Here is a 22,048-nt window from a genome sequence, read left to right as displayed (position 1 = left end):
CGTCAGCAGCAGGTGCACGTGGCCGAGGACGCGGTCTCCCGGTCGCCGCTCGCGCAACAGACGGAGCCGGTCTCCTTGGTGAGGTCGCCGGCGTCGGCCTTGACCACGTACACCTCCCATGGCTCGCGACCCGGGCCGTGCACCCAGACCTTGTCCTGGAGCGCGTAGCAGCAGGTGGTGTCGTTCTCCTCCAACGTCGCCAAGCCGGCCTCCTTCAGCCTCTCGGCCGCGGCCGCGACCTGGGCGGTGTCCTCGACCTCGACGCCGAGGTGGTCCATCCGGGTCTCCTCGCCCGCCGCGCCCTCCAGGAGGACCAGCTTGAGCGGAGGCTCGGCGATCGCGAAGTTGGCGTAGCCGGGCCGCCGCTTGGCCGGCTCGACGCCGAACAGCTTGGAGTAGAACGCGACGGACCCTTCCAGGTCGGCGACGCGGAGGGCGAGCTGGACACGGGACATGGCAACTCCTGCTTAGATGATTGTCGAATCAGCAACCAGGCCAAGCTTCCACCGCCACATAGATCTATGTCAAATTAGAGATATATCGAATCAAGATCTGCCGATCACCCTCTTCGAACGGCGGAGCCATCTGGCCGTACCGCCGGATCCCTTAGACACCCACGACGCTTCACCCCGATCGCCCCGGTATCGGCTTGATCCTTCATGCTTGAGGGGTGACAGGTGGAGAGTCGCTGCTGGGCCGGGACGATGAGCTACGCGGTCTCTGCGACCGCCTGGGCGGCATTGACGCGCGCGGCTGTGCGATCGGCCTGGTGGGGGAGGCCGGCGTCGGCAAGAGCGCTCTCCAGGCCGCCGTCGTCAACGAGGCTCGCGCCCGGGGATTCACACTGCTGACCGCGCGGGGCAGTGAGTCGGAGACGCATCTGCCCTTCGCCAGCCTTCACCAGATGCTGTGGCCCATCCTGTCGCGCAGCGCCAACCTGCCGGTACGCCAGAGAGATGCCTTGTTGTCCGGATTCGGCATGAGTGACGTGGCCGCGCCGGACCCGTTCCTTATCGCGCTCGCCGTCCTGGAGCTGGTGGTGGACGCGGCTCGGCAGGCGCCCGTCCTCCTTTCGCTGGACGACATGCACTGGATGGACGAGCCGTCAGTCGACGTCGCCGCGTTCGTCGCCCGGCGCATCGAGGGCGAGCGGGTCATGCTGCTGGCGTCGGTGCGGGCGGAATCGACATTACTCGCGGACAATCCGTCGATGGAGTGGGTGTCTGTCGCCGGCATCGACGAATCCTCGGCGTCCGCGCTGGTCGACGGGCGCGCGCCGGATCTGACCCCCGCCCTGCGCGAACGCGTGTTGCGGGAGGCGGGCGGCAATCCGCTGGCGTTGCTCGAGTTCCCGACGGCCATGAGGGCCGGCCGGCTCGGGTGGAGCGAGTTGTCCGAGGATCTGCCGATGACCGTCCGGCTTGAACGCGCGTTCGCGACCCGGGTCGAGCATCTGCCCGCCGCGACACGGGCGCTGCTGACCGTGGCCGCGCTGGACGACGGCACCGACCTGGCTGAGATGCTGGCCGCCGCGGGTCTCGTCCTGGGCGCCGCGGTGGACCTCGAAGCAAGCCAGCCGGCGCTCGATGAGGGCCTGCTCATCTCGGACGGAGCCTCCGCCCACTTCCGGCATCCCCTGGTTCGATCGGCGCTGCGGCACGCGACACCTCTCGCGCAACGGCAGGCGGTCCACGCCGCCCTGGCCCAGATCCTGTCGGGTCCGCATCCCGACCGGGCCGCGTGGCATCGGGCGTCGTCGACCACGGCGCCCGACGAACACGTCGCCGCCGAGCTTGAGCGGGCCGCCCAGACCGCGGTCCGGCGCGGCGCCCTGGTGTCGGCCGTGGCCTGGCTGCAGCGAGCGGCGGCGCTCAGCCCGGATCTGCCGGCGCGCGGGGCGCGCCTGCTCAGCGCGGCGGAGATCGCGTTCGAGCTGGGCCGTTTCAGCCAGGTCGAGCAGATGAAGAGGCAGGTCGCCGGCATGCCGCTGCTGCCTCGGGACCAGTCGAGGCTGGCGTGGCTGGAGGGCGTCTTCGACGACGGCTCATCGATCGACCCCGCGGAGACGCGGCGGCTGATCAGCCTGGCCGGTCAGGCCCTGCGCGACGACGACACCGACCTTGCCGCGCAGCTCCTGGTCGGCGCTGCCCGCCGGTCGTGGTGGAGCGACCCTGGGGCGGACGTCCGCCAGGAGATCGTCCTCGCGGCGCAGCAGGCGTCGCTGCCGGACGACGATCCCCGCTTGCTGGCCATCCGCGCGATGTCCGAATCCCATGAGCGCGCGTCGTTCGTCATCAGCCGGCTCTCCCAGTGGCCTGCCGACGTCCACGGCCGGCCGCAGGCGGCCGGTCTACTCGGTATCGCCGCGTTCTGCACGGGCGACTTCGCCCACGCGATCGGGTTCCTGTCCACGCCGGTCGAGGCGCTGCGCTCTCAGGGCCGGCTGAGCCTGCTCGCGGAGGCCCTCGCGATTCGAGCGTGGGCTGCGATCTATCTCGGTGCCTTCGACCTGGCACGCTCCGCCGACGAGGCGATGCGGCTGGCCGACGAGACCGGTCAGACCCTGTGGGCCGCGACGGCACGGATCGCGATCGCCGTCCTCGGCGCGCTCCGCGGCGTCCGCGACTCGGACGCGGCGCTGCTCGGTGAGGCCGAACGGGCGGCTCTTCGCTCGCCGATCGCCACGTCCTCATTGCTGGCCGGCGTTCAGTTCGCCCGCGGCATGGGCGACCTGAGCGCGGCCCGATACGAAGAGGCGTACCGGCAGCTGCGCCGCGTATTCGATCCGGGGGATCCGGCATTTCACCGCGTCCAGCAGGTGTGGGCCCTGAGCTATCTGGCCGACGCCGCCGTTCACACCGGTCGCCAGGACGAGGCGCGCTCTCTGCTGGCCACTGTCCAGCGCATCACCGGTGACGATCCGTCTCCGGCGGCCAGGATCGCCCTGGAGTATTCGCGCGCGGTACTGGCCGGGGACGCGGATGCCGAAGCTCTGTTCCGCAGTGCCCTCGACGGCGGCGGCCGCCGCTTACCGTGGCACCGGGCCCGGGCGGAGCTCGCCTACGGCACGTGGCTGCGACGGCATCGCCGCATCGTCGAATCCCGCGTCCCGCTTCGGGCCGCGCGCCGAACCTTCGACGTCCTGGGTGCGCGCGCCTGGGCCGAACGTGCCGACCAGGAGCTTCGCGCGACCGGCGAAGGAGGCTGGCAGCCCACGATCAGTCCAAGCGAGCTGCTGTCACCACAAGAGGCGCAGATCGCCCAGCTGGCCGCGCAGGGCCTGTCGAACCGGGAGATCGCGGAGCGCCTGTACCTGTCGCACCGCACGATCAGTTCTCACCTTTACCGCATTTTCCCGAAGCTCGGCATCACGTCACGGGCGCAACTGGGCGCCGCGCTGTCCAACGGCGCCGATCCGCGGACATCGGGATCAGACTCGGGATCAGACACCGTCATGTGACGCTAGCCAGTCGGCCACCGTCGCGTTTCGCCCCCGCCATGCGACCCAACCGGCGACCGAAGCTCACGCGAGCCGCGTCTTTCTAGGGTCGACTTCGCAGCCCCGGCCTGACCAGGCCGGGCGCACGACGAAGGGAGCGAACCATGGCGACGCCGGTGCTGTTCATCCATGGCCTGTGGCTACATGCGACCTCGTGGGAACCCTGGATGAACCTGTTCCGGGACGCCGGATACGACGTTCACTCGCCAGGTTGGCCAGGGGATGGCGACACGGTCGAGGCATCCCGGCTCAACCCCGATCCGATCGCCGACCACGGTATCGACGACGTGACCGAGCACTACGCCGGCATCATCGCCGGCCTACCGTCCCCACCCATCCTGATCGGGCACTCGTTCGGCGGGATGATCGCGCAGAAGCTGCTCGGGCAAGATCGAGCGGTGGCCGCCATCGCGATCGACGCGGCGCAGATAAAGGGTGTCCTGCCGGTACCGCTGTCGGCTCTGAAGGCGACGCTGCCGGTGTTCAAGAACCCGGCGAACAGGCACCGCGCGGTATCCCTGACCGAGGAACAGTTCCGGTTCGCCTTCGCCGGCGCCGTGTCGGAGGAGGAATCCCGGGAGCTCTACGAGCGCTGGACGATCCCGGCGCCGGGACGCCCGCTGTTCGAGGCGGCGGCCGCCAACTTCAATCCGCACTCGCCGGCGCAGGTCGCCACGGGCAACCAGAACCGGGGCCCGCTGCTGCTGATAACCGGCGGCAAGGACAACACCGTTCCGGTGTCGGTCACTCGCGCGACCCTCAAGCAGTACCGCCACTCCGAGGCCGTCACCGACATTCTGGAATTCGAGGACAGATCACATTCGCTGACCATCGATTCCGGCTGGCGCGAGGTCGCGGACGCGTGCCTGGACTGGCTGAAGAAGCAGTCCCTGTGAACCTCGGCCTCACCGGCCGACACCGCCACCCCGGCAGCGGTCTCGTCAGCATGCTCCGACGCCGGCCGCCCACCCTCTCTTCACCCTGGAGCCATCGATGCGTCCGTCCATTGGCCCGTCAAAACCGCGCGCTCTGGCGTTGCTCGCCGCGGCCGCGGTCGTCGGGCTGACACCTGTCGTCGTCACCGGGCAGGCGAGCGCCGCCTCGCCGACGTCCGCGCATTCCGTGAAGGAGCGGATGCCGGCTGGATTCTCAGAACACAAGGTGCAGGCCGGCTCGGTCGGCATCAACTACGTGATCGGCGGCCACGGACCGACTCTGGTCCTGATCCACGGATACCCGCAGACCTGGTACGAGTGGCGGCACATCATGCCGGCCCTGGCCAAGCACTACACGGTCATCGCCCCCGACCTGCCCGGCGCCGGGCGCAGCGACGCCCCGGCGGCCGGCTACGACAAGAAGACGATGGCCGGGGAACTGCACGCGCTGCTGGTGCACCTCGGCAGGGACAAGAACCTCCGCATCGTCGGGCACGACATCGGCACGATGGTCGCGTACTCCTATGCCGCCGCGCACCCGGCGGACGTAAGGAAACTGGTGCTCAGCGAGGCACCGATCCCCGACCCCGCCATCTACTCCTTCCCGTCGCTGACCGCGGACGGTCCTGGCGCGTGGCACTTCGGCTTCTTCGCGCTCGGCAACAGCCTGCCCGAAGACCTCATAAGAGGCCGCGAGACGCTGTGGACCCGCAAATTCATCGAGGACCTCGAGGTGAAGCGGGGCGCCGTCACCCCGGACGAGCTCTCGGTCTTCGCGGGCTACCTGCGGGACAAGGCGCACCTGAAAGCGAGCCTCGCGTGGTTCCGTACGCTGCCGCAGGACATGAAGGATGACGCCGTCTACCGCAAGCACAAGCTCACCATGCCCGTGCTCGCGATCGGCGCTTCCGGCAGCCTCGGCTCCTTCGTGCCCGACCAGGTGAAGCGGTACGCGAAGCACGTCACCGGCATCGTCGTCCCCGATTCCGGCCACTGGCTCTACGAGGAGCAGCCGGCCAAGATGACCCGCGTCCTTCTCGACTTCCTGAGGTCCTCATGATCACCCCGCGTCAGGCCGCCGAGCCGTTCTGGTTCCTCGGCGGACAGGTCCGCGTCCTGGTGCCCGGACACGCGACGAACGGCTCGCTCTCGGTCATGGAGTTCACGGACGCGGCCGGTCACGCGCCGCCGCTCCACATCCACGACGACGAGGAGGAGGTCTGGATCGTCCTGGACGGGAAAGTGACCTTCTTCGTCGGCGACCAGCGATTCGACCTGGAACCCGGTCAGGCGGCACACGGCCCGCGCGGCGTCGCACACGGCTACCTCGTGCGCACCGCGACCGCCCGCCTCGCAGCCGTCTTCTCCCCCGCTCGCGTCGAAGACTGGTTCACGGCCAACGGTTCGCCCGTCACCGGCGTCGGCGAGACCCCGGCCCCCTTCGACATTGAGGCGATCATCGCCTCCGCCGAGTCGTTTCACGTGCGAGTCGCAGGCCCGCCCCCCATCGGCTAGTGGGATGACCGCTCAGGTCCGTCGCCTGCGGTACGCCGCCAGGTGACGGGCCTACCGACCGCCGTTCCGTATCCGGTCGTGCTTCAGCGCGAGCCGCACCGCGAGGTAGACGACCGCGAACACTACGGCGAGCTCAACCACGACCAGTACCAACTCTGGCAGCCCGAACAAGAACACCCACCACCCTCAAACCGCAGGAAAGGAACCGACCGCAGTATGCGCCAATGGTGCGCCCGCAGTCGAGTGAATGCCCCAGTGCGGGCCCTGGATATCGCCCGTCCGTCGGCCGCTGTGCCACGGCTTCATTTCGGTTCGCCGGCGAGCTCGGGGCATTGCTCGGCGACGATGCGGGCCAACTGCGCACGGGAGGAGATGTCGAGTTTGCTGAACATCCGGCGAAGGTGAGTGGACACCGTGTGCGGGGAGAGGAACATGCGCTCGGCGGCCTGGCGGTTGGTCATCCCTCGGGCGACCAGGCCGGCCACCGCGCGTTCTGTGTCGGTGAGGCTGTCCCATCCGAAGGTCGGCCGCTGGGATTGACTCCAGTGGCGGCGCCGTACGCCAAGCGCCCGCAGCCGGGCTCGCACGCGGGCGACGTCCCAGAGCGCACCGATGCGTTGGTAGCCGTCGAGCGCCTCATCCAGGCTCTCGACGGCCTTCGCCGAGGCATCGGCGCCGGAATTGGCGGCCCAAAGGACGCCGAGGTCTTCGGCGACCAAGGCGCGTGCCCACGGTTCGGGCTGATCGGCGGCGGCGGCCAGCGCGTCGGGGTCGTTGTGGAGAATGCCGCGGGCGTGGGCGAATGTGGTGGCGAAGACGGGGAAGTCCGGGTTGTTTCTGGCCAGGTACTCGGCCGTGTCGACGATGGCCTGCGCATACGGGCGGTTCGCCGCGGCCAGCGCCAGCCGGGTCATCCAGGCGGCCGTGAGAGGCGTCGTGAGCAGTGCCCAGCGCCGCTTCTCCTCGTCGGTGTAGATGGCGTCGAGTATGTCGACCGCGCGCCCGGGATCACCCTGGGCTTCGGCGACCGCCGCCATCACCCACTTCTCCCACACGGATCCGTACAACATCTCGGGCGCGGCGGGGATGGACTGGAAGCGTTCGATGTGCCGGACCGCGGCGTCGATGTCGCCCTGCCGCAGGGCGATGACAGCGAGTATGGACAGCCCGACGCGGATGAACCCGTGGGTGCCGAGTTCTTCGGCGGTCATGCTCCCGGCCTGGGCCTCGGCGGCGGCGTCGTCAAGTCGGCCGGCGCCCAGATGCAGAACGGAGCGGAACAGCGCGGGCTGTGCGGCGAGCACGGTCAGGCCGAGGTCGTTGATCTCCTCCTCGGCGGCCTGGATGGCGATGTCGGCCGCATCGAACTCGCGCATGGCCCTGTGGTAGAGGCTCAGTATCAGGCGCGTATACGGGCGCTGGATGGCTTCGGCGGTGCCGCGGTCGGTGATGCGCAGGGCCTCGCAAAGGTGCGTGAACGAGTCGGCGATCCGCCCGTCGACCATGGCGAACTGGGCGAGCAGCAGGAGTGCTCCGACGACCGCGGCATCGGTGTGCCGCTCGCGGTCGGCGAGAACGGCTTCCGCCTGTTGCCGTCCTTTCTGGTAGTTGTTCAGGCAGGTAAGCCCCCAGAACATCGTCCATTCGGCGATGCCGCGAAGGTCATTTGGAATGTCCTGCTGGGCGAGCAGGTTTTCGGCCTCGGATATCGCATCCGCCGGTCGGCCGCTCAGGAGCAGGATGTGCGCCAGCGCGCAGCGCAGGCGAGGGGCGTGGAGAGGTGGGGCCCTGCCGAGTGCGGCACGGGCAAGTTCGGCCGCCTCGGACAGCCGTCCGATGACCGTCAGGGCGTCGACCGCGGTGGCGGCGCGACCGAACCAGTCAGGGTCGGTGGAGTCGCTGAGTTCGAGCGCGCGCAGGGCGAGGTCGGCGGCGGTCTGAGGTGAGGACCGCAGCACCTCGCGCGCCGCCTGGTCCAGTCCGAGCAGTGCGGGGGCATCGCCGTGACCGGCGCTGTGAATGAGGTGCGCGGCGGCCGGAACGGCCGACCCGCCTCGCTTGAGCAGCATCTGTCCGACATCGCGGTGCAGGGCTCGGCGGACCGGGGCGGGGATGGCTCCGATCACCGCCTGCCACAGCAGATCGTGCCGGAAGGTGAGTTCGTGCCCTGCGGGTTGGACGATGCCCGCCGACATCGCCTCCTCCAGTATCGGCAACAGGCCGCTGGTCGATTCGCCGAGCATCTCGGCCAGATCCCGCACCGAGAACGAACGGCCCAGGATTCCGGCGCACTGGAGCAGATGCCGGGTCCGTGCGGACAACTCCGCCAGGCGTTCCTGCGTGACCGTCTGAGCGCACGGCAGCCGCGGCGAGACCATCCGCGCGTGACCGCCGGTGATCTGGAAGGCGCCCTCCTTCTTGAGTTTCTCCAGGCGATCGACGAGCAGGAAGGGGTTGCCGTCCACCAGAGCGGCCAGGTCCAGCACGTCCGGCTCGGGCGTCGCGCCGAGGACGTCGGTGACGACGTCCGCCACTGCTCGCGCGTCCAGTGCTTCCAGTGTGATCCGGGTCGCGCCGTCACGTTCCAGCAGGTTGAACAGACAGTCGAGGCGGGGGCCCTCGCCGCTGCCGCTGGTGCGAGACAGCATCCAGACGAGCGGATAGGACGCGAGGTCTCTGGTCATCGACCGCAGCGCCAGCAAAGTCATCGGGTCGGCCCAGTGCAGGTCGTCCAACGTGAGGAGGATGGGTCCCCGGGCCACCCGCTGCTCCAGCGGTCCACGCAGTTGTTCCACCAACAGCAAGCGCTGGTCGGCCGGACAGGACATGTTCATGCGATCGTCCGCGGGAAGCGCGCGGCTGGATTGTCCGAGCGCCGACGTCAGCGGGGCCAGCGGTACCAGTTGGGTCAGTTCGTCCGCCGCGCCCTGGGCGACCTGCAGCCCCGCCTTCGCTGCCGTGGTCGCGGCCATGCGGAGCAGGTGGCTTTTGCCGACGCCGGATCGGCCCTCAACCAGTAAAATCCCACCCCGGCCCACCTTGGTCGTCTGCAGCGATCGAACGACAAGCTCCCACTCCCGTGCGCGGCCACGCCAACCAGGCCACGATGATCGACAGAAATTGGACTCGCCAATACGGCCCATTTGGGATGAATACCCCATATATCCATAAATCACCCTGGGTGTCGGACGTGTCAAGCATCCTCCTCGCTCCATCACGCGACATCGTCTGAGGAGCACGGGCCTGCACGGAGGTGCGGCAGGAAGCCCGCACGCCGGGCTTCACTGCTCGTCACCAAGGCACCCCCGCCTCACGGCACATCCGCTCCGCGGAGATCCGCTCCGCTGCCGCGGTCGTCCAGGACGAGGGCGGCTCGTCCGTCGACGGTGTAGCGCAGGTGCGTGACGTTGGGGGTGTGGATCACGCGGGTAGGGGTCAGCTCGATTCCCTCTTTGTCGGCCAGGCCGAGGCCGGCGTCGAGCAGGCGCATCCCGGCACCCAGCACGACCGGCGCGACGTGCAGTTCGAGCTCGTCCAGCAGACCGGCCGCGATCACCTGGCGCAGCAGGGTCCCGCCTCCGGCGATCGCCACGTTCTTGCCGCCGGCGGCCGCACGGGCCTGTTCGACGGCACTGGCGACGCCGTCGGTGACGTAGGTGAAGCTGGTCGCGCCCCGCCGTACGGTCTCGCGGGGGCGGTGGGTCACCACGAACACCGGCGCGCGGAACGGCGGCTCCTCGCCCCAGGGCACCTCGCCGCCGTCGGCCATGCGGCGCCCCATCACATAGGCCCCGGCGCTCTCGAACGCCTCGGCGACGATATTGGAGTCGGCGTTCTGCTCACCGCCCGCGAAGCCCTGCCGCTCGCGCCAGGCCATGGCGGCGGTCACCCATCGCGTGACCCGGAAGAAGCCCGCCGCCTCCGCCGAGTCCAACCAGTCGGCCGGTGCACCCCCGTGACGCCGCCCGGCGTAGCAACCGTCCAGCGACACCGACATCTGTGCCGTCACCTTTGTCATGTTCCGCTCCCGTTCTGCCGGGCCTCGGTAGGGCCCGCTCAGGAGAGGATCGGAGCCGCGAACCGGATTTCTACACGATCTCCATCACCCGCCGGTCGTCGGCGACCTCGACCACGAAGTAGGACCCGACGAACTCCTTCGCCTCGAAGTAGGGGCCGTCGGTCACCACGACCTCGCCACCCACCGGCCGGAACGAGCGCGGCCGGGAAACCAGCCCCTCGCCCCCCCGGGCAGCTCCCCCGACTCACGCAACGCGTCGTTGAACCCGTCCACCTCATCGATCAGGCGTGTCAGAGCCTCCGGGGGAAGACTGTTCCAGATGTCCTCGTTGCCGTAGATCAACATCAGGTACTTCACGTGCCGCCCCCTCCTCGAACCTCCGGCGTACCAGCCGGCGGCACGCGCCGCGACCGGGCCCGCAGCGGGTCGGCCTACGGCGGCCCGCCCATGCCAAGTTTTGCCGGGCCCTGAGCTCCTCCCCTCACCACCGTCGAAGGTGGAGTCAAAGATACTAGACATCATGTCGACCTTGCTTTACCTTCATGATGTCAAGTTTTTTATACATAGGAGCGGGCATGTCATTCGGAGAGAAGCGCTCGTGGATCTATGCCGTGTCCGCGCTCGTCGTGCCCGTGGCCTACTTCGCCACCGTCCTCGGGCGGGTTCCAGGGGCGGACGTCACGAAGATCGCCTACGTATGGCCGATGCTCACGGCCATCGGCGTCGCGGTGGTTTTGAACATCGTCGCGAGCATCGTGGCCACGATCGCCTCGCCCGGCGACGCCGACAAGGAAGACGAGCGCGACAAGGAGATCAACAGGCTCGGGCAGCACGTAGGGTTCTACGTCGTCAGCGTCTGCGCGCTGGTCCCGCTCGGCCTCGCGATGGTGGAGGCCGAGCACTTCTGGATCGCCAACGCGCTCTACCTGGCGTTCGTCGTGTCCGCAATCACCTCTTCGATCGTCAAGATCGTCGCGTACCGCCGAGGCTTCTGACCATGGCCAAGCCCACCAAAGTGACCAACTCGATCCGAGCCCTGCGATTCGCCCATGGCGAGATGACGCAGGCGGAGCTGGCCGACCGCATCGGCGTGACCCGTCAGACCGTCATCGCCATCGAGCAGGGCCGCTACTCACCGTCGCTCGAGATGGCCTTCCGGATCGCCCGGGTGTTCACGGTGCCGCTCGACGACGTGTTCCAGTACCCCGACACCGAGGAGTAGCCGCCAGACCACCACACAGGCACGCGTGAGACACCACCACGCGGCCTCCGTTCAGCACGCCGGAAAACGCCAGAAAACCCCCGAAAACAGGGAGGAACCATGCGCACGCCCCAGCGTCTCGCCAGAACGGCCGGACTGTTCTACCTGATCGTCGCGATCTTGGGCGGCTTCGCCCACTTCTTCTCCCGTGCCTCGGTCTACCGGCCCGGGGACGCCACCAGCACGGCGCGGAACGTCGTGGCCCACGCGGACCTGGTCCGTGCCGGCTTCGTCGCCGACCTCGTGCAAGCCACGTTCTTCCTGCTCACAGCCATGACGCTGTATGTGCTCCTCAAGCACGTGAGCAGGAACGCCACACGTGTGATGGTGATCTTCGTGGCGGTCGCCGTCGCCATCATCTGCCTCAACATGGTTCACCAGCTCGCGGCGCTGCTCGTCGCCACCGACACCTCCTATGCCGGCGCGCTCGGCGCGCGTGGGTCCGACGCGCTCGTGCTGCTCATGCTCGACCTGCAGCACTACGGCTACCTCATCGCGCAGATCTTCTTCGCCCTGTGGCTCCTGCCGCTGGGGTATCTCGTGCACAGGTCAGGAATGTTCCCCCGCGTGCTGGGTGTCCTGCTCGTCATCGGATGCGTGGGCTACCTCCTCGACACGTTCACGCTGTTCCTGGCACCGGATCTCGGTGCGGCGCTGGACCCGTACCTCGTCGCGCCGGCTGGAATCGCGGAGATCGCGATGCTTTCGTGGCTGCTCGTGAAGGGTGTCAGGATCCCCCGCCAGGACCCATCCGTACTCGCGACGGTCTGACAGAACGGTTAGCGAGTAAGCGTGTACGCGCGCATCGAGCCGACGGTAACGAGTGCGTTCGGGTCGCTCTCACGAGCCTGCGGCCTTGGCGTAGCGCGCGGCGAGTTCGGCGAACGCACCGATCAGCTCTGGTGGACCGATGACTTGGATGTCTGTGTCGAAGCGGCCGATAGCGGCGGCAAGGCCGCTCCACGACCAGGAACCGAGGGAAAGGCGACAGCGGTCGGGGCCGAGCCCTTCAACGATTCCGTCCTGCGCGAAGGGGGCCACAGCCCGCGCTGGGAGGTTGAGGATGACCTCGCCGCGGCAGGGCCAGTCGGTGGTAGAGCCGTCGGTTCCCCGGAATCGGCCGGTGGCGAACGCGGCTACGTCAGCGCCAGGGAGATCCCGTGGCCTGAAGCGCGGGCCGGTGGGGGTGCGCGGGCGTATGCGGTCGGACAGCAGCGCGAGCAGCCGCGAGGACGTCTTATGCACGTTCGGCATTCTGCCCGCATTACAGGACACCAACTGTCCTCTATTCATGGAACGGTGGGTACCAAGATCCGTCGGAGAGGCCATAACCCCTGGCCACAAGGTCGCCGCCCCAGGGCTCCATCGCTGCGGCAGCGCACCTCGCCGAACCGCGAGCAAGGAGAAGGCCATGTTCGTCACGACGACCACCCACCTGAACCTCCAGGGCGACGCACGGGCGGCGCTGGGCTACTGCCAGTCCGTCCTCGGTGGGCGCATCGCCGCCGTCACGTACAAGGACATGGGCGGCGTGCACGACGAGAACTCGCCCGACCCGGCCTGCGCCGCCGCCCGGTCGACGAGCGTGCCGCGGCCTGATCATTCATGACCATCCTCAGCACGCGCGCTCTCAACCGCGCGACCCTGGCCCGCCAGTACCTGCTCGCGCGCACCACCGCACCGGTCGGGGCGGCGGTGGCACATCTGTGCGGCCTGCAGGCCCAGGAACCGCATGAACCCTTCGCCGGCCTGTGGTCGAGGCTGCACGCCTTCACACCCGACCAGCTCGATCAAGCGCTGACGAACCGGCAGGTTGTGCGCACCCACCTGATGCGCCGCACCGTCCACCTGGTCACCGGCAACGACGCGCTCGCGTGGCGGGGCCGCCACGACAGCATGCTGCGCCAGCGGGTGATGGCCACCTACCGACGCGAACTCGCCGGCATCGACCCTGACGAAGTCGCCGCGGCCGGCCGAGCGGTCATGGCCGACCGCCAGCCCCGCACCATGACGGCCCTGGTCCAGGCGCTCCAAGACCGCTGGCCCGGCCCGCCGCGCCGCGCTCTGGGCGAACTCCTCGTCGCCGCACTCATCCCGATGGCGCAGCTTCCCCCGCGAGGTCTATGGCAGACGACGGCCGGCGTGCGGAATCTGCCCCTGGCCACCTGGCTCGGACAAGACCTTGCCCCGCTGCCCGACGACGCCGACGACCCTGTCGGCCAGCAGCTGGTGCGCCGCTACCTCGCCGCGTACGGGCCCGCCACCACCGCGGACATCCGCGCCTGGAGCGGCCTGGCCGGTCTCCCCGCCGCGGTCAAAGCCATCCGGGACGAGCTGATCACCTTCCGCGACGAACGCGGCCGGGAACTACTCGACCTGCCCGACGCACCACGTCCGTCCCCGGACACGCACGCCCCCGTCCGGTTCCTCCCGGCCTTCGACAACGCGATCCTCGGCTACCGCGACCGCAGCCGCATCATCGACGACGCCCATCTCGGATTGTCCGTAGCAGGCCAACGCGCCGTGCTCGTCGACGGACGCGTCGCCGCCACGTGGACTGTGCACGACCGGCAACTCCGCATCACGCCCCCGCGGCCCCTTGCCGCCCAGGAACAGGAGGCTGTCGGAGAAGAGGCGCACAACCTGGCCGCCTTCCTGGATCAGGGCATCGACTCCGTAAAGATCACGGCCACCCTCGCCGCCGTCGGCTGACCGCGGCGAGTTCGATAGTCCCACCGGCCGGCACGCTCTAGCGAGGGAAGTGCTCAAGGAGGCCGAATCGCCGGGCGAACACCGACAGCTCCTCGCGTTGCCGGTCAGGTTCAGTGGCGGCGGTATTCACGACGATGCGGGTCACTCCTTGCGCGGCGAGTTCCTCGACCCGTTCAACGGGCATGTCGATCGACCCGAAGCGGGTGTACTCGAGCGCCTCTGGGTCGCGACCGGCCTCGGCGGCGCTCGACCGGACGAGCTCCCACTGAACGGCCCGCTCGCCCGGGTCGAGTGCACCGCCGGGGAAGTAGCCGTCGCCGCGCCGCCCGGCCCGCCGGGCGGCCGCCCGGCTCGACCCCCCGATGTGGATCGGCAGCCGCGTGACCTCGTAGGGCTTGGGGAAACTGCACAGGTTGTCGAAGGAGAAGAACTCGCCGGCGAAGCTGACGCCATCCTCACCGCCGGCCCAGAGCAATCGGAGCACGTCAATCGCCTCGTCGGCGCGGCGGCCGCGGCTGGCGAAGTCGACCCCCATCGCCAGGGCCTCGCCCGACAGGGCGCCGAGCCCTACGGTCAGTAGCCGCATCCTGCCCTTGGACAGCACGTCGACGGTGGCCAGGCGCTTGGCGAGGATCACCGGATGGTGGTACGGCAGCAGCAACACACCGGTGCCGAGCAGGATCCGCTCCGTAGCCGCGGCGACGAAACTCAGGCAGTCGAGCGGATCGACGTACGGCAGTGACGGCGGCATCTCGTAAGGCCCCACCATGGCGCCCGGATACAGCACGATGTGCTCAGGCAGGTACAGCGACTCGAAGCCGCACTCCTCCGCAAGCTGCGCAAAGGCCATGATCCGGTCGGGGTCGACTCCGTAATAGGGCGTGCTGTAGCTGACTCCGAACTTCATCGCCGTTCCTCCACTCCGCTCGTGCCGTGGACCCACGGTGTGTGGGTGCTTGTGCCGGAGGACTCGGCCCAACTGTCCGATCGGCTACCGGTCCACCCGGCGCCGCGATGCTAGAACCCTGTCACCGGCGTCAAGGCAACACGCGCTCAATCCCACTGGCAGGACCCGAAGTAGGACGCACCACCATGTTCACGCACGTTCGCCGGCCTCGACGGCGCGTCGCTTCAGAGACGAAACCATCTCCAGCCGATTGCAGTGATCGTCTAGTCTTCCGGGGGTGGCGAATACGTCTGAAGATCTTGCACTCCCTCCTGCCCTGGCCGAGGTGGCCGAGGTCGGCTTCGAGTGGGAGTGGGAGTGGGATGAGGAGGCCGACGAAGCCCGCGGCTGCGACTTCGAGCCGTATAACCAGTTCGAGGCGCCCGAGCGGACGGCGTGGTGGTTTCGCCTGTGGACCGGCAATCAAGAGGTCGACGGCAGCGAGTTCCGCTTCTTCGGCACGACCGGGTCGGGCGACTACACCGGCTTCTGGCTGGAACGACCCGATGCGGCGATCACGGACCAGCCCGTCGTCTACATCGGCTCCGAGGGGGAGCACGGCGTGATCGCCCGTAATCTCGGCGATCTCCTCTGGCTGTTCGCCGCCGGCCTGGGCCCCGCTGAGGCCTTCGCGGACCCCGACTCCACGGCGCAGCCGAACGAGGCATTCCGTGCCATCGCCGAGCGACACGCGCCCGGCGGCCGCTGTTCTCCAATCCAGATCGTGGCTGCCGCACGAGCAGAGTTCCCGCATTTTCCGGATCTCATCGACGCGATGCGCCGCTGAGCGGACTCCGCCGTTGAGGCCGGTCTCTCGCCTTTCGCGACAGGCACTTCATCGTTTATCGTCGATGAGCGATGAATGAGGAAACGAGGCCGCTCGACCGGGCCACCGCCGCCGAGTACGCCAGTTGGTTCAAGGCCCTGGCCGACGCCACACGCATCCAGATCGTGACCCTGCTCGCCCGCGCCCAGACGCCGATGGCGGTCAAAGAGATCGTGGAGGCCGTCGCGGTCGGGCAGTCGACCGTCTCCGCGCACTTGAAGGTGCTGGCCGAGGTGGGGTTCGTCCTGGTCGAGCATCGCGGGACGGCAAGTCTGTACCGGATCAACGACGCCTGCGTGAAGTGCTTCCCCACCGCCGCCGACGTCGTCATGGGCCGCCCCGTACCCGACCCCGCGCCGCCCTGCTGAACGGAGAAGACATGTCCGAGAACGTGGAAGCGGTCAGAGCCGGCGTCGTCACCCGCTACGGCGAACTGGCCAAAGCCGCCCAGGCAGGCAGGAAGGTCATCGACTGCGAGCCACAGGAGTTCACCGACGGCTGCTTCGGCGCGGCCGGCTACGACGACACCACCGGCCTGCCCGACGGAGCCCTGCGGGCCAGCCTGGGATGCGGCAACCCGGTCGCCGTCGCCGACCTCCAGCCCGGCGAAACCGTCCTCGACCTGGGATCGGGCGGCGGCATCGACGTCCTGCTGTCGGCCCGCAGAGTCGGCCCGACCGGCAAGGCGTACGGCCTGGACGCCACCTCCGAAATGATCGAACTGGCCAAGGCCAACGCCACCGAGGCCGGAGCGACCAACGTCGAGTTCCTGCATGGCCACATCGAGGACATCCCGCTCCCCGACGGCAGCGTGGACGTCATCATTTCCAACTGCGTGATCAACCTGTCCGCCGACAAACCCCGCGTGCTCGCCGAGGCGTTCCGCGTACTCAAGCCCGGCGGCAGGCTCGCCGTCTCCGACGTCATCGCCGACGACGGGCTCGACCCCGCCCAGCGCGCCGAGGCCGAACACCTCGTCGGCTGCACGGTCGGCACCCTCACCGAAGCCGAGTACCGCACCCTGCTCGCAGCGGCCGGGTTCACCACGTACACCATCACGCGCACCCACGCCGCGACCAGCTGCCTGCACTCGGCGATCGTTCATGCGTCCAAGCCCGCAGCGCCGTCAGGCGTCACCATCCGCCGGATGCGGGAGGCCGACGCGGCGCAGGTCCTCGCGATTTACCAGGCCGGTCTCGACGGCGGAAACGCCAGCTTCGAGACCACGGCACCGACCTGGCAGGCGTTCGACGCCGCGAAACTGCCCCTCCATCGGCACGTCGCCGTCGATGCTGTCGGCGGGCAGGTCATCGGCTGGATCGCGGTCAGCGCCGTCTCCTCCCGCTGCGTGTACGCCGGCGTGGTCGAACACTCCGTCTACGTCCACCCCGATCACGGCGGCCGCGGAGCCGGGCTGGCACTCCTGAACGCCCTGATCCAGTCCACCGAGGCTGAGGGTATCTGGACCATCCAGTCGGGCATCTTCCCCGAGAACACCGCCAGCCTGCGCCTGCACGAGAAGGCCGGCTTCCGCGTCGTCGGCACCCGCCACCACATCGGCCGCCACTACGACCGCTGGCGCGACGTCGTCTTCCTCGAACGCCGCAGCACCGTCACGGGCGCATGACCAGTTCGGGTATGGCTTGGGCCGCCAGCATGATCCTTGTGATGCTGCCGGTCAGCGCCACGAGCAGCAGCAGGGAGGGCGGTGGCAGAAGTGTGAGGACCGTGCCCAGTATGGCCGTGTCCAAGACGGCCACGGTTGCCGTGCCGACGAGTGCGGCCAGCCGTACCCTGCGGTAACGCCGTCCCTCCCGGATCGCGATCAGCAGCATGAGCACGGCCGACCCCAGCAGGAGGCCGAGAGCCAGGCGCGATGATGGCGGAATCGTCGAGGCCCAGGCGTTGCCGGTGACGAGAACGGCTCCCCAGCTCAGCCCGACGATCGGCCCGGCCACGAGCAGCCTGAACGCGGCTTGCCTGCCGGGAGAGGCGCGGACGAAGGCGGCGATGACGGTGTCGGCGTCGCCGAAGTCCGCCAGTGCGGCCCGGGCCGCCGCGTCAGGATCGCCGAGCCGCTCCATCTGGTCGTCGTACGAGGCGAGGAGACCGTCGGCGAGCTCCTCCACCACGGGATCGGGCAGCCGCTCGGCGAGCGTCTGAAGGTGACGTTCGATCAGTTCGTGGCCGGCCACAATCCACCACCTAGTGCCGCGGATATGACGGCGGCGAACTCCTGCCAGTGGTCGCGTGCCCCCGCCAAAGAGCGTCGCCCCTGCTCGGTCAGCTCGTAGGTGCGTCGTCTGCGACCGCCCACCACCGACCAGTCTCCCTTGATCAGTCCCGCGCGCTCCAGACGGTGCAGCGCCGGGTAGACGGTGCCGGTGGGCAGGTCGAGTCTGCCGCCTGTGGCGTCACGCAAGGCTTCCTTCACCGCGTAGCCGTGCTGCGGCCCGTCCTCCAGTGTGGCGAGTAGGAGGCCATCCAGGTGTCCTTTGAGTGCTTCTGCCCTCATAGGTAGCAACGCTACATCTGCTCTTTCCATCGGCCAAGACCCGGAGTAGCGTCGCTATAGGTAGCAACCCTACGTATTGGAGATGCGATGGACACCATCGACATCCTGGGCACTCCGATCCCCAACGCCGGACCGGTCTTTCTCTCCGCGCTCGCGGTCCACGTCACCGCCGGGATCACGTGTGTGATCTGCGGCGCGATTGCCGCGTTGACGAGAAAGGGAAGCCCACGACACATGCGATTCGGACACGTCTACCTGTGGGGACTGGCCGTCGTCTACGGCACCCTGACCGTCATGTCGGCGATTCGCTGGCGAGAGAACATTCACCTGTTCATCATCGGTTCCCTGGCGATCATCACTGCGCTGACCGGGTACGCCTACCGCCGACAGCGGCCCGACGTCCACATCCTCGGGATGGGGACGTCCTATGTCCTGCTCCTGACCGGCTTCTACGTCGACAACGGCCCGCATCTGCCGTTGTGGGACAGGCTTCCGGCCGTCGCCTACTGGCTGCTCCCGGCTTTGATCGGCTTCCTCGTGATGACACGCGCCATCGTCCGCAGACGCCATCCGAGCGCACCAGCCCGAACGTGACACTCGACCACAGCCACATGCCTGTGCTGATAGGGATCAAGGCGGCAGCGCGGGGCTCCGCCGCGTAGCGGCCCGTCACCTGCCTGCTGTCCCGACGTACGGGTCTTCGATGCCCAGAGCGGGGAGCACCTCGAACAGTTCACGAGCTGGGAAGCCGGCCGTCAGTGGATCGCGGAACGCCTGCGATCAGCTTGATCACCGAAGTCCAGAGGGTCCCGGAAGCCAGCCGGGACCCTTCACCGTTTCGTAGGCTCGTCTCGTCGTCCTTACGAGGCCGAAAAGTGCGGTGCGACCTGCGAAAACGCGTCCAAGATCATTGCACGCATATTAGTGGACCGGCGACAGACAGGGGCTCGCAGTGGCCTACGGCTGCATAGGCCGGAAAAGCAGAAGAGGCCCCGGAGGGCCTCTGAACTGCTGCTTCGCTGGTGGCAGGTCCAGGGTTCGAACCTGGGTAGGCTGAGCCGACGGTTTTACAGACCGCTCCCTTTGGCCACTCGGGCAACCTGCCTTGTCTTCCGCTCTCGGCGGCGACAGGTAGAAGAATAGCGGACTTCCCGGGTACACGTGACATGGCTTGTCGCTGGGCCCTCAGGCGTCCCGGCCGCTCCCCTGCCGACGCGCCCGGCACCTCGGCGTCCCGGCGTCCCGATCTTCAGGACAGGTCCGCCGGCCGCCGGTGAAGCGGGCGCCGATCAACCCGCCGCACCCCTGATCGGCAGGGACGTCCCGCGACGGCAAAGCGGCGCCGGGGCGGCCGTACTTATGCTGGAGGTGACTGCTCCGCTTCAGCGGGGGTGAGCAGCGTGCCCGATCTTCACATCACCACGAACGTACGGCGGCCTTTCGCGATCATCAGTGTGGCCGGCGAGCTCGACATCGCGACCTGCGACCAACTCGGCGAAGCGGCCGAACGGATGCTGGACCGGCCCGGCGTCCGGCTACTGTTCGACCTTACCGATGTCACCTTTATGGACAGCTCGGGCATCGACGTCATCATCGAGGTCCACGTGCGCCTCGGCGGCGACAGGGTGGCCGTGTGTGGCCTGTCCGCTCGCCACCAGCGGCTGTTCGATCTGCTCGGTCTGACCGAGCGCCTTCCCGTCTATCCCACCCTGCGGGACGCGTTGAGCGACGAGTGCGAGTAGGGCACGCACCCCGCTAGCGTCCAGCCCCCACGGGGCGAGGGGTGGTCGCTAGGCTGGTCGGACAACACGAAGGTCTACCGTTGGGCCGCGAAAGCCGGTGCTGATCGTCACTACGCCCATACGGATGGTGCGTGCGGCGGCCGGGGGCGGCCCGACAGATCAGAGAGGTTCCTGCTTTGGCAGATTCGTCATTCGACGTGGTCAGCAAGATCGACCGGCAGGAGGTCGACAACGCCCTGAACCAGACGGTCAAGGAGGTCGGGCACCGCTTCGACTTCAAGGGCACCGGCGCGAGTATCTCCTGGTCCGGCCAGAAGGACATCGAGATCAAGGCGAACAGCGAGGAGCGTGTGAACGCCGTCCTCGACGTGTTCAAGGAGAAGGTGGTCAAGCGGGGGCTGTCCCTCAAGATCCTCGACGTCGCGGGCGAGCCCAAGCTGTCGGGGAAGGAATACCGCCTGGTGGTCGCCCTCAAGGAGGGCATCGACCAGGAGAACGCGAAGAAGATCTCCAAGCTCATCCGCGACGAGGGCCCCAAGGGCGTGAAGGCGCAGATCCAGGGCGAGGAGCTGCGCGTCAGCTCCAAGAAGAAGGACGACCTGCAGGAGGTCATCACCCTGCTGAAGGGCAAGGACCTCGACATCGCGCTGCAGTTCACGAACTACCGCTAGCACAGGTGCGCTGACCTGGCCTTTCATCGATGAGCGGCCTTGTCAGGGCACACGTAGGGCACACGGCCCAGAGCAGCATCAACGATGCGTCGGGTCTTCTCATGAGGCTCAGGCCACTCCCCCACGTAGGTATTCAGCGTGATCATGGGAGTGGCATGGCCTACGTTTTCAAAACAGCCGGTCTGCCAACGAGTTGCTACAGCAAATCGAGACCTTCAACGCCACTGCCCTCACAGGTCAACCAGACAAGGGCGGTCAATGAGCCCTCTGCCAACCCATTCGGTGACCTGGCGGGCACCTGCTCCAGGACGCGGGTGCCCCGCCCGTCCGATCGTCCCGCTCCCCATGTCTTCGCCGGCCAGATCACGGGCCGGCTTCGACGTCTCGTGGAGGCGGTGAACCGGCCCTGAGCCTGAGCAGGGAAAACGGGTCTGACGGGGCTTTACACCCCTGACATCAGGCCGTGGCCAACTTGCCGCCACCTGCCCATAAACTGCGCGTACCAAGCAGTACCTTTATGAGCAAAAGAGCAAGGAGGCCGGTGTGGCTCCCTGGTCCACCTACCGGAACGCGGCGAGCGTCAGCGCCACGGCGCTGGTGACGGCACTGATGATCTCCGCCTGTGGAGGGGGATCGAGCGGCGACACCGCGACCACCTCGGCGAGCGCCGCCGGTGGCGGCGCCAGCGGTGGCGGCGATGTCCAGCTCATCTCGTCGGGCAAGCTGACCACTTGTACGAACCTGCCGTACGAACCGTTCCAGTTCACCGAGAACGGCAAGGTCGTCGGTTTCGACGTGGACATCGTCGACCTGGCCGCCAAGAAGCTCGGCGTGACGCAGGACATCGTGGACATCGACTTCGCCGCCATCAAGAGTGGCGCGGCGCTGAACGCGGGCAAGTGCGACGTGGCCGCCGCCGGTATGACGATCACCGACGAGCGCAAGCAGAACATCGACTTCTCGATTCCCTACTTCGACGCCACCCAGGCCCTCATGGCGAAGAAGGGCTCGGGCATCACGTCGCTGGCCGACGTCAAGGCGAAGGGCCTCAAGCTCGGCGCGCAGGCGTCCACCACGGGCCTCGACTATGTCACCAAGCAGGGTTTCGACCCGGTCCAGTTCGCCGACTCGCCGAAGGAGCTGCTCGGTCTCCAGACCGGACAGGTCGACGTGATCGTGCAGGACCTGCCGGTCGTGCTGACCTGGCTGAAGAAGCCCGACATCGGCGCGAAGTTCGAGGAGGTCGCGAGCCTCGACACCGGTGAGCAGTACGGCATCGGCATGAAGAAGGGCAACACCGCGCTGGCCAAGGTGATCAACGACGCGATCACGCAGGCCCGTTCGGACGGCACGTACGACGCCATCTACAAGAAGTGGTTCGGCACCGAGCCGCCGAAGACATCGTGAG

General features: G+C 68.1%; 25 protein-coding genes and 1 tRNA gene. 16 read left to right on the top strand and 10 right to left on the bottom strand.

The window, feature by feature from the left end:
• Positions 1-2: 2 nt before the first annotated feature.
• The gene (locus tag JOL79_RS21880) at positions 3-455 is read right to left on the bottom strand and encodes an ArsI/CadI family heavy metal resistance metalloenzyme (protein ID WP_210157746.1); all 453 of its coding nucleotides are present in this window, start codon (positions 453-455) and stop codon (positions 3-5) included.
• A 215-nt stretch (positions 456-670) separates the two neighbouring features.
• Here JOL79_RS21880 and JOL79_RS21875 point away from each other — a divergent pair, with 215 nt between their 5' ends.
• The 4 genes from JOL79_RS21875 (at position 671) to JOL79_RS21860 (ending at position 5,949) form a co-directional block, all read left to right on the top strand.
• On the top strand, positions 671-3,460 hold the full coding sequence (locus JOL79_RS21875; protein ID WP_210157745.1) for an ATP-binding protein: 2,790 nt from the start codon (positions 671-673) through the stop codon (positions 3,458-3,460).
• 143 nt (positions 3,461-3,603) lie between these two features.
• Positions 3,604-4,395, top strand: a complete 792-nt coding sequence (locus tag JOL79_RS21870) for an alpha/beta hydrolase (protein ID WP_210157744.1) — start codon at positions 3,604-3,606, stop codon at positions 4,393-4,395.
• 97 nt (positions 4,396-4,492) lie between these two features.
• Positions 4,493-5,494: an alpha/beta fold hydrolase gene (locus JOL79_RS21865; RefSeq protein WP_210157743.1), complete on the top strand. Its 1,002-nt coding sequence runs from the start codon at positions 4,493-4,495 to the stop codon at positions 5,492-5,494.
• The gene (locus JOL79_RS21860; RefSeq protein ID WP_210157742.1) at positions 5,491-5,949 is read left to right on the top strand and encodes a cupin domain-containing protein; all 459 of its coding nucleotides are present in this window, start codon (positions 5,491-5,493) and stop codon (positions 5,947-5,949) included. The genes JOL79_RS21865 and JOL79_RS21860 overlap by 4 nt, the downstream gene beginning before the upstream one ends.
• Before the next feature lie 302 nt (positions 5,950-6,251).
• On the opposite strand, the gene JOL79_RS21855 is transcribed toward JOL79_RS21860, so the two are convergent.
• From JOL79_RS21855 to JOL79_RS21840, 4 genes are all read right to left on the bottom strand, one after another.
• Positions 6,252-9,092, bottom strand: a complete 2,841-nt coding sequence (locus JOL79_RS21855) for a helix-turn-helix transcriptional regulator (protein ID WP_210157741.1) — start codon at positions 9,090-9,092, stop codon at positions 6,252-6,254.
• Between the two features lie 167 nt (positions 9,093-9,259).
• Positions 9,260-9,967, bottom strand: coding sequence for a dihydrofolate reductase family protein (locus tag JOL79_RS21850; protein ID WP_210157740.1), 708 nt, complete (start codon positions 9,965-9,967; stop codon positions 9,260-9,262).
• A gap of 70 nt (positions 9,968-10,037) precedes the next feature.
• Positions 10,038-10,133, bottom strand: a complete 96-nt coding sequence (locus tag JOL79_RS21845; RefSeq protein ID WP_210157739.1) for a YciI family protein — start codon at positions 10,131-10,133, stop codon at positions 10,038-10,040.
• Positions 10,130-10,324 carry a YciI family protein gene (locus JOL79_RS21840; protein ID WP_210157738.1) on the bottom strand — a complete coding sequence of 65 codons (195 nt, stop codon included), beginning with the start codon at positions 10,322-10,324 and terminating at the stop codon, positions 10,130-10,132. Before JOL79_RS21840 ends, JOL79_RS21845 begins: the two co-directional genes overlap by 4 nt.
• A gap of 218 nt (positions 10,325-10,542) precedes the next feature.
• Here JOL79_RS21840 and JOL79_RS21835 point away from each other — a divergent pair, with 218 nt between their 5' ends.
• The 3 genes from JOL79_RS21835 (at position 10,543) to JOL79_RS21825 (ending at position 11,999) form a co-directional block, all read left to right on the top strand.
• Positions 10,543-10,962 (top strand): hypothetical protein, encoded by a 420-nt coding sequence (locus JOL79_RS21835; protein ID WP_210157737.1) that lies wholly within the window; start codon positions 10,543-10,545, stop codon positions 10,960-10,962.
• Positions 10,963-10,964: 2 nt separating this feature from the next.
• The gene (locus tag JOL79_RS21830; protein ID WP_210157736.1) at positions 10,965-11,189 is read left to right on the top strand and encodes a helix-turn-helix transcriptional regulator; all 225 of its coding nucleotides are present in this window, start codon (positions 10,965-10,967) and stop codon (positions 11,187-11,189) included.
• Between the two features lie 99 nt (positions 11,190-11,288).
• Positions 11,289-11,999, top strand: coding sequence for a DUF4386 domain-containing protein (locus JOL79_RS21825; RefSeq protein ID WP_210157735.1), 711 nt, complete (start codon positions 11,289-11,291; stop codon positions 11,997-11,999).
• A gap of 69 nt (positions 12,000-12,068) precedes the next feature.
• Here JOL79_RS21825 and JOL79_RS21820 read toward each other — a convergent pair whose 3' ends face one another.
• Entirely contained in the window at positions 12,069-12,473 is a 405-nt protein-coding gene (locus JOL79_RS21820) for a WYL domain-containing protein (RefSeq protein ID WP_307848661.1), read from the bottom strand.
• Between the two features lie 166 nt (positions 12,474-12,639).
• On the opposite strand from JOL79_RS21820, the gene JOL79_RS21815 reads away from it, so the two are divergent.
• Both JOL79_RS21815 and JOL79_RS21810 read left to right on the top strand, forming a co-directional pair.
• The gene (locus tag JOL79_RS21815; RefSeq protein WP_210157734.1) at positions 12,640-12,837 is read left to right on the top strand and encodes a VOC family protein; all 198 of its coding nucleotides are present in this window, start codon (positions 12,640-12,642) and stop codon (positions 12,835-12,837) included.
• Positions 12,834-13,940, top strand: a complete 1,107-nt coding sequence (locus JOL79_RS21810; protein WP_210157733.1) for a winged helix DNA-binding domain-containing protein — start codon at positions 12,834-12,836, stop codon at positions 13,938-13,940. The genes JOL79_RS21815 and JOL79_RS21810 overlap by 4 nt, the downstream gene beginning before the upstream one ends.
• 37 nt (positions 13,941-13,977) lie before the next feature.
• Here the strand turns inward: JOL79_RS21810 and JOL79_RS21805 are convergent, their stop codons facing one another.
• Positions 13,978-14,847 (bottom strand): TIGR03619 family F420-dependent LLM class oxidoreductase, encoded by an 870-nt coding sequence (locus JOL79_RS21805; protein ID WP_210157732.1) that lies wholly within the window; start codon positions 14,845-14,847, stop codon positions 13,978-13,980.
• A 325-nt stretch (positions 14,848-15,172) separates the two neighbouring features.
• Here JOL79_RS21805 and JOL79_RS21800 point away from each other — a divergent pair, with 325 nt between their 5' ends.
• The 3 genes from JOL79_RS21800 to arsM all read left to right on the top strand — a co-directional run bounded on the left by JOL79_RS21800 (position 15,173) and on the right by arsM (position 17,339).
• A complete protein-coding gene (locus JOL79_RS21800) occupies positions 15,173-15,673 on the top strand; it encodes an SMI1/KNR4 family protein (protein ID WP_210157731.1) in 501 nt (166 codons plus the stop codon).
• Positions 15,674-15,744: 71 nt separating this feature from the next.
• On the top strand, positions 15,745-16,080 hold the full coding sequence (locus JOL79_RS21795; protein WP_210157730.1) for an ArsR/SmtB family transcription factor: 336 nt from the start codon (positions 15,745-15,747) through the stop codon (positions 16,078-16,080).
• An 11-nt stretch (positions 16,081-16,091) separates the two neighbouring features.
• Positions 16,092-17,339 (top strand): arsenite methyltransferase, encoded by a 1,248-nt coding sequence (gene arsM / locus JOL79_RS21790; protein ID WP_210157729.1) that lies wholly within the window; start codon positions 16,092-16,094, stop codon positions 17,337-17,339.
• Here the strand turns inward: arsM and JOL79_RS21785 are convergent.
• Positions 17,326-17,907, bottom strand: coding sequence for a hypothetical protein (locus tag JOL79_RS21785; RefSeq protein ID WP_210157728.1), 582 nt, complete (start codon positions 17,905-17,907; stop codon positions 17,326-17,328). The genes arsM and JOL79_RS21785 overlap by 14 nt on opposite strands.
• A complete protein-coding gene (locus tag JOL79_RS21780) occupies positions 17,889-18,227 on the bottom strand; it encodes a PadR family transcriptional regulator (protein ID WP_210157727.1) in 339 nt (112 codons plus the stop codon). Before JOL79_RS21780 ends, JOL79_RS21785 begins: the two co-directional genes overlap by 19 nt.
• Positions 18,228-18,314: 87 nt before the next feature.
• Here JOL79_RS21780 and JOL79_RS21775 point away from each other — a divergent pair, with 87 nt between their 5' ends.
• Complete coding sequence (locus tag JOL79_RS21775) at positions 18,315-18,821, top strand: hypothetical protein (RefSeq protein WP_210157726.1); 507 nt, start codon at positions 18,315-18,317, stop codon at positions 18,819-18,821.
• Between the two features lie 426 nt (positions 18,822-19,247).
• Here JOL79_RS21775 and JOL79_RS21770 read toward each other — a convergent pair.
• Positions 19,248-19,332 (bottom strand) — tRNA-Tyr (locus JOL79_RS21770).
• 295 nt (positions 19,333-19,627) lie between these two features.
• On the opposite strand from JOL79_RS21770, the gene JOL79_RS21765 reads away from it, so the two are divergent.
• From JOL79_RS21765 to JOL79_RS21755, 3 genes are all read left to right on the top strand, one after another.
• Positions 19,628-19,969, top strand: coding sequence for an STAS domain-containing protein (locus tag JOL79_RS21765; protein ID WP_210157725.1), 342 nt, complete (start codon positions 19,628-19,630; stop codon positions 19,967-19,969).
• Between the two features lie 176 nt (positions 19,970-20,145).
• Positions 20,146-20,640, top strand: a complete 495-nt coding sequence (locus JOL79_RS21760) for a YajQ family cyclic di-GMP-binding protein (protein WP_210157724.1) — start codon at positions 20,146-20,148, stop codon at positions 20,638-20,640.
• A gap of 543 nt (positions 20,641-21,183) precedes the next feature.
• A complete protein-coding gene (locus JOL79_RS21755; protein WP_307848660.1) occupies positions 21,184-22,047 on the top strand; it encodes an ABC transporter substrate-binding protein in 864 nt (287 codons plus the stop codon).
• Position 22,048 lies beyond the last annotated feature (1 nt).

Origin of the sequence: Microbispora oryzae (assembly GCF_017896165.1) — a bacterium.
GTDB classification, from domain to species: domain Bacteria; phylum Actinomycetota; class Actinomycetes; order Streptosporangiales; family Streptosporangiaceae; genus Microbispora; species Microbispora oryzae.
This window is presented reverse-complemented; position numbering and strand designations above follow the sequence as displayed.